The following is a 10618-nucleotide window of genomic DNA, read 5'->3' on the forward strand; positions in this document are numbered from 1 at the left end:
CATTGCCGCAAATCATAGCACGGCGATGACAAGGACATGATCGCCGCTCAGCGGTAGCAGTCCGGCCGCAAGGCGGCCTCTCCCCACACTTCGTCCTGCTCGGCGCGCCAGCGGCGCAAAGCCGCCAGGTCCAGCTCGGCCAACGTTAAGGCCGGCTCGCTTCCCGCCAAGGCCAGCAGGCGGCCGCGCGCGTCGATCAAACCGCTGCCGCCATCGTATTGCGGCGCCGGGTAATTGCACAGCGCGACGGCGAAGCGGTTTTCCAGCGCCCGGCCGCGCAGCTGCTGCAGGCGCGCGTCGCCCAGCTCGGCATCGTCCCGCATCGGGCAGGCATTGGGCGCCAGCACCAATTCCGCCCCTTGCCGCATCAACGCGCGGCCGGCCTCGGGAAATTCGCGGTCGAAACAGATCATCGCGCCGACGCGCACCGTTTCGCCGCCCAGCGCGATATCGGCGCAGACGAAGCCGTCGCCGCCTTGCAGCGCCGTTTCGGCGCCGTCGGTGAAGCCGCAGATGTGGACCTTGTCGTATTGCAGCGCCAGCCGGCCGTCGGCGCCATAGAGGCGCAAGCGGTTGCGCAGCGCGCCGCCGCGGCGGGCGAGATACGTGAAGCCGATGGCGAGCCCAAAATCGGCGGCCAGCCGGGCGACGCCGTCCAAGTCCGGCGCATCGTCATCCCAGGCGTGGACCTCATGCATTTTCTCCGGCGCGTAGCCGGTAGACCACAGCTCGGGCAATAGCAGCAGATGGCCGCCCGCCGCCGCCGCTTCGCCGCACCACTGCCGCAGCAGCGGCATGCGGCGGGAGGCGTCTTCCGGCGCGGGCTGCTGGGCCAGGACCAATCGGATCCGGCTCACGCCAGCGCGATCCGCACATAGATGGGCTGGTACGGCGCATCCTGGCTCACCTTCACCAGCCCCTCCTTCACCAGTTCCAGCACGGCGATGAAATTGACCACCAGGTGGGCGACGCCCTTGGCGATGTCGAACAGCTCCTCGAACGGCACGTATTCGCGGCCATCCAGATAGCGCAGGATCCAGCTCATCTGCTCGCGCACCGACAACTCGTCCTTTTCCACCTTGTGGTGGCGGTGGTGTTTGGCGCGCGACAGGATGGCCATCCAGGCCTGGCGCAGATCGCCGGCGCTGACATCGGGCAGCCGCTGCTCGGCCGACTGTTCCACCAGCACCGCCAGCCAGGCGAAATCGCGGTCGGCCTGCGGGATCTTGTCCAGCTCCAGCGCCGCCAGCTTCATCTGCTCGTACTCCAGCAGCCTGCGCACCAGTTCGGCGCGCGGGTCGTCCGGCTCGCCGTCTTCGTCCAGTTGCGGGCGCGGCAGCAGCAGCCGCGATTTGATCTCGATCAGCAGCGCCGCCATCAGCAGGTATTCCGCCGCCAGCTCCAGCCGGCCCTGCTGCATCACGTCGATATAGGACATGTACTGGACGGTGATGGCCGCCATCGGAATGTTCAGCACATCGAGGTTTTGCTTGCGGATCAGGTAGAGCAGCAGATCCAGCGGGCCTTCGAAGCTTTCCAGGATCACCTGCAGCGCGTCGGGGGGGATGAACAGGTCTTGCGGCACTTCCAGCACCGGCTGGCCGAACACATGGGCGATCGGCACGCTGGGCGGCAGTTCGGGCGCGGTCAGCTGGAAATCGGGGCCATCGGCGGACGCGGGGGTATCGGGCACGGCATTCATGGCGACAAGGATACCAGCTAGCGCCGCGCGCGGCGGTTGAACTTTTCATCCGCCGCGCGCACCAACAGGCTTTCCCTTCAGACAACGCCAGCGTGCCGCCACACAAACCGCCACTTCTGCCCTGCCTGTTTTTCCTGCTGAGCCTGCTGGCCGGCTGCCACACCGATTCCGCGCCCGGCGTCGCCGAGCTTGCCGCCGATCAGCCGCGGCCGGCGGAGCCGGACCGCCGCCACTTCTGGCGCAAGCGCGAGATCGAAGAAGTCAGCCGCCGCATCATCGAACGGGAGCTGGGGCATCGGGAAGCGTTGCGCTTCGCCGCCGACCGCGACGGCGGCGACGGCCGCTACCGTTTCCGCCTGATCGCACCGCCGCGCGGCCGCCTGGGCTTTGCCAGCGACGAAGCGGCCTTCGCGGTGCAGGCGGACCTGGCCAACGGCAGGATCATCAGCATCCACTGCCGCCAAAACGACGGCAGCCAGCGGATGTGTTATCCCTACCGCGATCCCGCGCGCTCATGATGCGGCGTCGCGGCGCGCCAGCGTTTCCTCCAGCCGCACCTCGATCAGCTGGCAGCTACCGGTCTGCTGCAGCAGCCGTTGCGCCCGCACCAGCCATTCGCCGCCGGCGCCGCGCACCTTGAACTGCCGCATCGCCTGATAGCGCCGCCCGGCCAGCGCCAGCACGCCGCGCTGGCGGAAATCGCGTTCGCCATGCAGCAGCAGGCCGTTTTCCATGCCGCCGTCCGGGTGGCTGGTCACCGCCGCCGCCTCCACCGCCATCGGCCGCTTGCCGACGAACTCTATCCCGCACTCGGCCGGCTGCTCGCCGCCCGGCAGGCTGATCCAGCGCACCAGGCCCAGCTGCCAGCCGAAACCGCGGCGCTTGACCATCGCGATGCTGCCGGCCTGCACCTCCTGCGGGCCGAAATCGCCGCACAGCCGCATGCCGGACGCGCTCAGATTGCCCAGCAACAGATCCGCCGCCTCTGCGGCGTCCGGCGGCAGCCCTGCCCGCGCCAGACGCCAGCAAGCATCGAAGCCCGCCAGCAAGGCCACCCGCTGGCCGTTGCGCTGGTTCAGCCGCGGATGCCGGCGTTGCGGCGGACTGCGCCACTCCGCTTCCAGCCGCGCAAGCATCTGCCATTCGACCATGCCCAGCTGCTGCCGGCGCCGTTCCGCTTGCCCGCGCAGACGCTCCAGCGCGGGGCCGGCATCTGCCAGCCAGCGCGCGTCGCCCGGCGCCTCTCTTTCGCCATCGACGAAGCGTCCGGGCATGTCTGCCTCTGCCGGCACCAGCCAGCAGGGCTGTTCCGGCGCTTCGCCGCGCCAAGGCGTCAGTTTCAAGGCGGAACCGCATGTTTCCACCCAGTCCAGCAGCAGATGCTGGCGCTGGGCATCCAGCCGGTTGCTGGCGCTCATGCCCAGCAACAGCAAGCGCCGGTACCAATCGCCCAGCGCGACGGCGCCGTCTCCGGGCGCGCGCCGCTCCCAGCCGCGCTGGCCCGCCATGGCGAACAGGCGGTGGCAATCGCGCCAAAACCCGGCGCACAAAGGCGAATAGCCGAGAACGTGGGCGCGCAGCGATTGCCAGGCGCTGGAAAAAGCCAGCGCCAGCGCCTCCTGCTGCGGCCTGCCATGATCGAACAAGCCGGCCGGCTGCGCGCCGGCCGCTGCCGCCAAGCGTTTGCACGCCTCATGCAGCCGCCGCCACAACGGGCAGGTCAAAGCGCCATGGCCGCCGGCGTCTTCGCTGCGCCGCTGCAAATCCACGCCAGCCAGCAGCAATGCGCGCAGCGCGGCGGTATTGGGCGCCGCCTCTTCCCAGCGCGCCAGCAGGCGCAGCAGCGCGGCCGCCGCTTCAGCCGTCTCCAGCCCGGACAGCCGGCGCAGCTCGCCGCCCAAACCATGGAGATCCATCTCCGCTCCGGGAGCCGAATCGCGGGAGGCAGTCAATTTCAGCATAATGACAATGACAAATCGGACAGGGTGCGCATCTTAGCCTTTTGGCATGGCGCTTACGACAGGCCGGCCTCGGCATTATTACCAAGCGCGGCCAGCGCGTCGGCGCTGGCGCACACCCGACAGTATTCGCCGTGCAGATTGGCCAGGCTCATCGCATGCACCTCCTCCGCGCGGCGCGGCCTTCCCTGCCAGTCGGTCTTGTCGAAGGCGAAGCAGCCATCCTCGACCAGGCTGACCGCAAACCCGAGATTGCCGGCCATCCTCACCGTCGCCTCGACCGAGTTGCTGGTGCTGACGCCGGCCACCACCAGCTCCCGCCAGCCGCGCTCGCGCAGCATGGCCTCCAGGCCGGTGCCGATGAAGGCGCTGTTGGTCTGCTTGGCGACCACGGTTTCGCCCGCCAGCGGCAAGGTTTCCGTCTTGAAGGCGTGGCCGGGCCGATCCGGCCGGAAAGTGGAGTCGGGCTCGGTGGAGTCGTGGCGGATATGGATGATAGGCAGGCCGCGTTCGCGCCAGGCGGCCAGCAGCTTGGCGCACACCTGCTCCGCCTGCGGATTGTTGCGCGGCCCCCAGCTGGGGTGATCCACCGCCTGCTGCATGTCTATCAGCAGCAGCAGCGGCTCGGCGGTGGCGAATTTCAACAGCGCGGGCATCGCTCGCTCCCGTAATGAAAACGGCATGATGCCATGACGCGGATGCCGCCGCATCAACGGTTCAGGATTCCCAGTATTCGCCCGGCAGATAATCGCTGAAATACCATTGCTGGCCTTCCAGATCGCGCGCCAGATAACCGTGCGCGCCGTAATCCTCTTTTTTCAGCCCCTGCACGATTTCCGCGCCTTGCGCGCTGGCGCGCGCGTAATGCGCGGCCGGATCCGCCACGTAAACGCATAGCGCCTGGGCGAGGCCAGGCAGGCTGCCGGCGCCGATCCAGTTGCGGTCGGGATTGGGGCTGGACACCATGACCACCGCGTTGCCCAGGCTCAGTTCCGAATGATGAACCCGGCCGTTCTCGATCGCCGCGAAACGGCGCTGGAAACAGAACACCCGCTCCAGCCACGCCAGCGCCGCCACCGCGTCGTCGTAGCACAGGCAAGGGTATGCGCCAGGCAAGGCTCTGATCTCGCTCATTTCGTCCTCCGCGATCCGCTTGGGAAATTCCCATCTTAGGACAATGGCAATAAAAAACCGCCCTCGCAAGGGCGGTTTGCCTGTCATTCCGGCTCAGCCTGACTCAGGCCGACAGCTCCAGCATCAGCTTGTTGATGCGCTTGACGAAGGAGGCAGGGTCTTCCAGCTTGCCGCCTTCGGCCAGCAGCGCCTGGTCGTACAGCACCTGGGCCAAGTCGGCGGCGCGGGCCTCGTCGGTTTCGCCGGCCAGCTTTTTCACCAGCACGTGCTCCGGGTTGATCTCCAGCGTCGGCTTGCTGCCTTCCACCTTCTGGCCGGCGGCCTTCAGCATCCGCTCCAGATGGGCGCTCATGTCATGCTCGCCCGCCACCAGGCATGCCGGGCTCTCGGTCAGACGGGCGGTGGCGCGCACTTCCTTCACCTGCTCGCCCAGCGCCTTTTGCACCTTATCCACCACCGGCTTGGACGCCTCTTCCACCTGCTTCTGCGCTTCCTTGTCGGCTTCGTCCTCCAGCGCGCCCAAATCCAGCGCGCCCTTGGCCACCGACTGCAGCGCCTTGCCGTCGAATTCGAACAGCGAGCCGGTCACCCACTCGTCGACGCGGTCGACCAGCAGCAGCACTTCCACGCCCTTCTTCTTGAACACTTCCAGGTGCGGACTGTTCTTGGCGGCGGCCAGCGTGTCGGCGGTGATGTAGTAGATCTTGTCCTGGCCTTCTTTCATCCGGCCGATGTAGTCGGCCAGCGATACCGTCGGCTCGCTGCCTTCCGACGCGGTGGAAGTGAAACGCAGCAGCTTGGCGATGCGCTCCTTGTTGGCGTGGTCTTCGCCTACGCCTTCCTTCAGCACCTGGCCGAACTCCTTCCAGAACGCAGCGTATTTTTCCGGCTGGTTGGCCGACAGATCTTCCAGCAGGCCCAGCACCTTCTTCACGCAGCCATTGCGGATGGCGTCGATGTCCTTGCTTTCCTGCAGGATTTCGCGCGATACGTTCAGCGGCAGGTCGTTGCTGTCGATCACGCCGCGCACGAAGCGCAGGTAATGCGGCATCAGCTTTTCGGTGTCTTCCATGATGAAGACGCGGCGCACGTACAGCTTCACGCCCTGCTTGCGTTCGCGGTCGTACAGGTCGAACGGCGCGCGCGACGGGATGTACAACAGCTCGGTGTATTCCTGGCGGCCTTCGACGCGGGCATGGCTCCAGGCCAGCGGCTCGGTGAAGTCATGGGCGACGTGCTTGTAGAATTCCTGGTACTGCTCGTCGCTGATGTCGTTCTTGGCGCGGGTCCACAGCGCGGAAGCGGAGTTGACCGCCTCCATGTCGTCGCTGACGATCACTTCGCCGTTTTCGCCGTAGCTATTGCCCTTCTTCATCTCGATCGGGATGGAGATGTGGTCGGAATACTTGCGGACGATGCCCTTCAGCTTCCAGTCGTTCAGCAGCTCGTCTTCGCCTTCCTTCAGGTGCAGCACAATCTCGGTGCCGCGTTCGGCCTTTTCCACGGTTTCCAGCGTGTACTCGCCTTCGCCTTGCGACTCCCAGCGGACGGCTTCGGTTTCGCCGGCGCGGCGGGTGGTCAGCGTCACCTTGTCGGCGACGATGAAGGCCGAATAGAAGCCCACGCCGAACTGGCCGATCAGATGGGCGTCTTTTTTCTCGTCGCCGGACAGCTGTTCGAAGAAGGCCTTGGTGCCCGACTTGGCGATGGTGCCGATGTGCGACACCACTTCGTCGCGACTCATGCCGATGCCGTTGTCGGCGATGGTGAGGGTGCGGGCATCCTGGTCGAAGCCGATGCGGATTTTCAGCTCGGCATCGTTCTCGAACAGCTCCGGCTTGGCCAGGCCCTCGAAACGCAGCTTGTCGGCGGCGTCGGAGGCATTGGAGATCAGTTCACGCAGGAAGATTTCCTTGTTGGAGTACAAGGAGTGGATCATCAACTTGAGCAGTTGTTTGACTTCGGTCTGAAAACCCAGGGTTTCTTTCTGTGCACTCATGGTCGGCAATGAAAAGAGGTTGGCAATGCCTGTGAAATGGAGGCTGGCCAGGCGTTTTCAAGTGCCGGAAATGCAAAAAGCCCTGCATATCGCAGGGCTTTGTCGGGATCGAGGGGCGATCAGGATTCGGCCTGGCCCGGTTGTTCCGCGGCTACGGCGGACATCTCGACCTGAGCCGCAACGGGCTCCGCAACGGCGGCATCGGCCGCCGGCTGGTTTTTCGGTTGCATCTGCAGCTCGGCGGCGCGCTTTTCTTCGGCGCTGACTTCGCCCTGCGGCTTGCCGTTCAGGTCGAAGCGCTTGCCGCCGCGGGCCAGCGATTTCAGGTAGCGCGGCTTGCGGCAGTGATTGGCGACGACGCGGGAAATCAGCGCCGGCTCGAACTGCGACAAGGCTGCGATCAGGCTCTCGTGGATGCCCAGAGCCAGCGGCCGGAACTGGCGAAACACGTCGAACTTGCCGTAGATGTGATCCGCGATCATCTCGGTCTGCTTTTTCTTGGACAGGCTTTGAACAGCAGACTTGAGAGCAGCACCGAGTGCCGTTTCAGTATTTGGCTTCATGAACTTCTATCTAGATCCATTAATGCAAAGACAGCAAATGCTGCCCAATCAAGAGGCGTGATGCAACCGGCCACTTGTCCAGTTAGACGACAGGCGTCGCGTGCAATGTCATTTTAATACAACGAGATTCACGCCGCCATCCGCCATGCGCGCAGGAAAAGCCACGCGCTCCGCCATTTGATGGTGCCCCGGGCCGGGGTCGAACCGGCACAGCCTAAGCCGAGGGATTTTAAGTCCCTTGTGTCTACCAATTTCACCACCGGGGCCAACAGAGCAGGCGATTGTAGCCCAGAGGGCCCATGCTGACAATGCATTTTAAATAATGCAAATCCATGAAAAATCAGCGGATTCGCGTATTGCCAGGGCGCATCGCCAATCCTGAGGGATTTCACGAGCCGCGCCGCTGGCAGCGGCTTCTCGTTCAGCGGCAACAGCTTGATTTTAAAGCTTCGGCCACTGCGAGAAAGTCCAGCACTTTATCGACAAAGCAAAACGCTGTCAACGACGCCCCAGGCTGGCGAGCTTCCCGGCAACGGATGTCGAAAACATAAAATCACTGTATTAAGAGGAAATAATATTGCGATGCCATGAGAATGAAAATGCGCATCGACTTTATTCGTCCATCTTGATGTTTTATCAATAAAACACTATTTACTTGATCGCAAAAGATATTGCGCGATGTTATTCAAATAAAAACCCAATCCTCACCCGCCATTTCACATGCTGGTCAGCATGCTCGACATCTGCGGGGCCTTCGGTCCCTCGATCGGCATGCCGGCGACGAAAAACGGGTAAATCGCATGGAATTCCATATCTTACCGAGGCCGGCACGCTGAAAATCCTTCATGTTCATTTCCATCACGCCGCGCCACAATCAAAACCATCATTGTCAAACAATAAGCACTTGCACTCCGCGCCAGGCAGGCCAACCGCCTACCGTTTCAGCGCGGATGGCGGCGCGCCCAATATCCTCAGAAAGCTGCGCCGCATCCGCTCCACCTCACCGAAGCCGCATTGCCGCGCCAGGCGCTGCAAGGAAGCCTCACCGCTTTCCAGCGCGCCGCGCGCGGCCTCCACCCGCAAGCGCTCCACCGCCTTGGCCGGCGGCACGCCCACCTCCTCCAGAAACAAGCGCGAAAAATGGCGCGGACTAAGGCAGCTGCGCTCGGCCAACTCCGCCACCGTCCAGGCGGAACCGAGATTGCGCCGCACATGGTCTAGCAATCCGGCAAAACGCCCGCCCGGCTGCTGCATCTCCAGCAAGGAGGAAAATTGCGACTGCCCGCCAGGCCGCTGGCAATACACCACCAGGCGCTGCGCGCTCTGGCGCGCGACCTCCGCCCCCAGATCATCGGCCACTAAAGCCAAAGCCAGGTCTATGCCCGCCGTCACCCCCGCCGCCGTCCAGATCTGGCCTTCGCGGATGAACAGCCGGTCGGTTTCCAACATCGTGTCCGGGTATAGGCGGGCGAAATCGGCTGCGTGCGCCCAATGGGTAGTCGCGCGCCGTCCGGCCAGCAAGCCGGCCTCTGCCAGCAAAAAGGCCCCGGTGCATACGCTGGCCACTCGGCAGCCCGCCGCCTCGCAACGCTGGATCCAGGCTAGCGTTTGCGGGCAGCGGCATGCCGCCGCCACCCCTTCTCCTCCTGCCACCAGCAAGGTATCCGGCAAGCTGACGGCATCGCATGCCTCGGCCTGCAGCGTCAGCCCGGAGGAACTGCGCACCAGGCCGGCTTGCCGCGCCACCGCCCGCACCCGGTAAGCATCGCAGCGGTAACGCCCGGCCGCTTCGAAAACCGCGGTCGGCCCGCTAGCGTCCAACAGCTGGAAACCGGGGAAGATCAATACCGCAATGCGATGGGCCATGGCATGAAAAGGTGGAATGATGTCATTTACGCCAAATCATAAGCAGGTGAGCATGGCAAGGTCAAACCCAGGGAGAACCGCCATGCAGCCATCCTTCACCATCGTTTTCGCGCTCTATCCACGCGTCACCCAGCTCGACTTCACCGGCCCGCACGAAGTGCTGGCCCAGCTGCCCGGCGCCCGCTGCGTGCTCGCCTCTGCGCAGGGAGGCAATATCCGCACCGACAGCGGCATCACCTTCGCCGAGCTTGCCCGGCTGCAAGACATCGCCGGCTGCGACCTGCTATGCGTGCCAGGCGGCCTGGGCACCATTGCCGCGCTGGAGGACCAGGACTTTCTCGCGCAATTGCGCCGCCTGTCCGCATCGGCCCGCTACACCGCTTCGGTTTGCACCGGCTCGCTGCTGCTGGGAGCGGCAGGCTTGCTCAAAGGCAAGCGGGCAGCATGCCATTGGGCCTGGCGCGACTCGTTGGCCGCGTTCGGCGCCCAGCCCGATCCGGCGCGCGTGGTGGTGGACGGCGATATCATCAGCGGCGGCGGCGTAACTGCCGGCATCGACATGGCGCTGACCCTGATGGCCGAAATCGCCGGCGCCGACTACGCGCAGACGGTGCAACTGGCGCTGGAATACGCGCCCGCGCCGCCGTTCGCCGCCGGCCGTCCCGAGGATGCCAGCCCAGCCATACTCGCAGCGGCCAGGACCAGGCTGGACGCGCTGCGCGACCAGCGCGAAGCCGCCATCATCCAGGCCGCCGCCCGGCTGTGACGCCGGCCGTCTCCCGCCATGCCGGGAAAACTGGCCAAGCGGACCGTCCATCGCGTCCGCTTTTCCAGCTACACCTAGCTAAAGCGCCTGCCAAACAGCCATTCGGCGCCCGCTTCTTCATTGCCATGGGAGATTGCGATGAGCCTTTACGCCGAACTGGTAAGAAAAGCCGCCGATCAATACCGCAGCCAGCTGGACGCGATATACGCCCAGCAGAAGCTCATCAATCGAGCCGACCATATCGCCGGCCTGCTTCTCAAAGCCGGCTTGCAGGCCAAGGCCCAGGCGGACGACTGCTACCATCCTTTCATTCTGCTGCAACTATCCGAAGAACTGCAGCCGCTGCAAAAGACCGTGCTGCTATACGTAAGCAATGTATTGGAATGCCAGATAGAAGAAAACGGCAGCCGGGACGGCCTGGATTGCTTCCTGATTCCGCCCGGCGGCGACACCGGCCAGGCCCGACTGCCCTTGCTGGTGGAATCCGCGCAAAGCGTGATCCTTCCAACAGGATAAGCGGCCGCCAGACGGCAAAGCCAAATGTGGCGAGGAGGAGAATTGTGAGATTGCTACGATTCTGTGAAATAAATAACAAAAGCCCGTAAATCCTGAGATTTACGGGCTTGAATT

At 64.4% G+C, this 10618-nt stretch carries 12 protein-coding genes and 1 tRNA gene; 3 read left to right on the forward strand and 10 right to left on the reverse strand.

All coding sequences use genetic code 11. The features are described 5' to 3' along the window. Positions 1 to 47 precede the first annotated feature (47 nt). Positions 48 to 857, reverse strand: a complete 810-nt coding sequence (locus MY55_RS17545; protein WP_146008452.1) for a carbon-nitrogen hydrolase family protein — start codon at positions 855 to 857, stop codon at positions 48 to 50. After that, positions 854 to 1693 (reverse strand): segregation and condensation protein A, encoded by an 840-nt coding sequence (locus MY55_RS17550; protein WP_413783171.1) that lies wholly within the window; start codon positions 1691 to 1693, stop codon positions 854 to 856. Before MY55_RS17550 ends, MY55_RS17545 begins: the two co-directional genes overlap by 4 nt. Before the next feature lie 101 nt (positions 1694 to 1794). Between MY55_RS17550 and MY55_RS17555 the strand changes: the two genes are divergently transcribed. Beyond that, on the forward strand, positions 1795 to 2220 hold the full coding sequence (locus MY55_RS17555) for a hypothetical protein (RefSeq protein ID WP_043575535.1): 426 nt from the start codon (positions 1795 to 1797) through the stop codon (positions 2218 to 2220). On the opposite strand, the gene MY55_RS17560 is transcribed toward MY55_RS17555, so the two are convergent. The 8 genes from MY55_RS17560 to MY55_RS17590 all read right to left on the reverse strand — a co-directional run bounded on the left by MY55_RS17560 (position 2215) and on the right by MY55_RS17590 (position 9222). Next, entirely contained in the window at positions 2215 to 3618 is a 1404-nt protein-coding gene (locus MY55_RS17560; protein ID WP_047238472.1) for a hypothetical protein, read from the reverse strand. The genes MY55_RS17555 and MY55_RS17560 overlap by 6 nt on opposite strands. A gap of 98 nt (positions 3619 to 3716) precedes the next feature. Beyond that, a complete protein-coding gene (locus MY55_RS17565) occupies positions 3717 to 4316 on the reverse strand; it encodes a cysteine hydrolase family protein (protein WP_047238473.1) in 600 nt (199 codons plus the stop codon). A 61-nt stretch (positions 4317 to 4377) separates the two neighbouring features. Then, positions 4378 to 4794 (reverse strand): VOC family protein, encoded by a 417-nt coding sequence (locus MY55_RS17570; protein ID WP_065202815.1) that lies wholly within the window; start codon positions 4792 to 4794, stop codon positions 4378 to 4380. Positions 4795 to 4897: 103 nt separating this feature from the next. Further along, a complete protein-coding gene (gene htpG, locus MY55_RS17575; RefSeq protein ID WP_047238475.1) occupies positions 4898 to 6793 on the reverse strand; it encodes a molecular chaperone HtpG in 1896 nt (631 codons plus the stop codon). 119 nt (positions 6794 to 6912) lie between these two features. Further along, positions 6913 to 7356, reverse strand: coding sequence for a ProQ/FINO family protein (locus MY55_RS17580; RefSeq protein WP_043575544.1), 444 nt, complete (start codon positions 7354 to 7356; stop codon positions 6913 to 6915). A 181-nt stretch (positions 7357 to 7537) separates the two neighbouring features. Further along, positions 7538 to 7622, reverse strand: a tRNA-Leu gene (locus tag MY55_RS17585). A 461-nt stretch (positions 7623 to 8083) separates the two neighbouring features. Further along, positions 8084 to 8215, reverse strand: coding sequence for an SPASM domain-containing protein (locus MY55_RS24670; RefSeq protein WP_366241015.1), 132 nt, complete (start codon positions 8213 to 8215; stop codon positions 8084 to 8086). Positions 8216 to 8289: 74 nt separating this feature from the next. Next, a complete protein-coding gene (locus tag MY55_RS17590; RefSeq protein ID WP_047238476.1) occupies positions 8290 to 9222 on the reverse strand; it encodes a GlxA family transcriptional regulator in 933 nt (310 codons plus the stop codon). 82 nt (positions 9223 to 9304) lie between these two features. On the opposite strand from MY55_RS17590, the gene MY55_RS17595 reads away from it, so the two are divergent. After that, positions 9305 to 9988, forward strand: a complete 684-nt coding sequence (locus MY55_RS17595; RefSeq protein WP_047238477.1) for a DJ-1/PfpI family protein — start codon at positions 9305 to 9307, stop codon at positions 9986 to 9988. A 138-nt stretch (positions 9989 to 10126) separates the two neighbouring features. Beyond that, positions 10127 to 10504 (forward strand): hypothetical protein, encoded by a 378-nt coding sequence (locus tag MY55_RS17600; RefSeq protein WP_047238478.1) that lies wholly within the window; start codon positions 10127 to 10129, stop codon positions 10502 to 10504. The last annotated feature ends 114 nt before the right edge of the window (positions 10505 to 10618 follow it).

This window comes from Chromobacterium subtsugae, from assembly GCF_001676875.1.
In the GTDB taxonomy this organism is placed as follows: Bacteria; Pseudomonadota; Gammaproteobacteria; order Burkholderiales; family Chromobacteriaceae; genus Chromobacterium; species Chromobacterium subtsugae.

What these genes read in the sequence shown, in the direction of transcription:
- htpG (WP_047238475.1), bottom strand. Translation starts at nt 6,793, where the DNA reads ATGAGTGCACAGAAAGAAACCCTGGGTTTTCAGACCGAAGTCAAACAA.
- MY55_RS17590 (WP_047238476.1), bottom strand. Translation starts at nt 9,222, where the DNA reads ATGGCCCATCGCATTGCGGTATTGATCTTCCCCGGTTTCCAGCTGTTG.
- MY55_RS17560 (WP_047238472.1), bottom strand. Translation starts at nt 3,618, where the DNA reads ATGGATCTCCATGGTTTGGGCGGCGAGCTGCGCCGGCTGTCCGGGCTG.
- MY55_RS17600 (WP_047238478.1), top strand. Translation starts at nt 10,127, where the DNA reads ATGAGCCTTTACGCCGAACTGGTAAGAAAAGCCGCCGATCAATACCGC.
- MY55_RS24670 (WP_366241015.1), bottom strand. Translation starts at nt 8,215, where the DNA reads ATGGAAATGAACATGAAGGATTTTCAGCGTGCCGGCCTCGGTAAGATA.
- MY55_RS17580 (WP_043575544.1), bottom strand. Translation starts at nt 7,356, where the DNA reads ATGAAGCCAAATACTGAAACGGCACTCGGTGCTGCTCTCAAGTCTGCT.
- MY55_RS17570 (WP_065202815.1), bottom strand. Translation starts at nt 4,794, where the DNA reads ATGAGCGAGATCAGAGCCTTGCCTGGCGCATACCCTTGCCTGTGCTAC.
- MY55_RS17595 (WP_047238477.1), top strand. Translation starts at nt 9,305, where the DNA reads ATGCAGCCATCCTTCACCATCGTTTTCGCGCTCTATCCACGCGTCACC.
- MY55_RS17565 (WP_047238473.1), bottom strand. Translation starts at nt 4,316, where the DNA reads ATGCCCGCGCTGTTGAAATTCGCCACCGCCGAGCCGCTGCTGCTGCTG.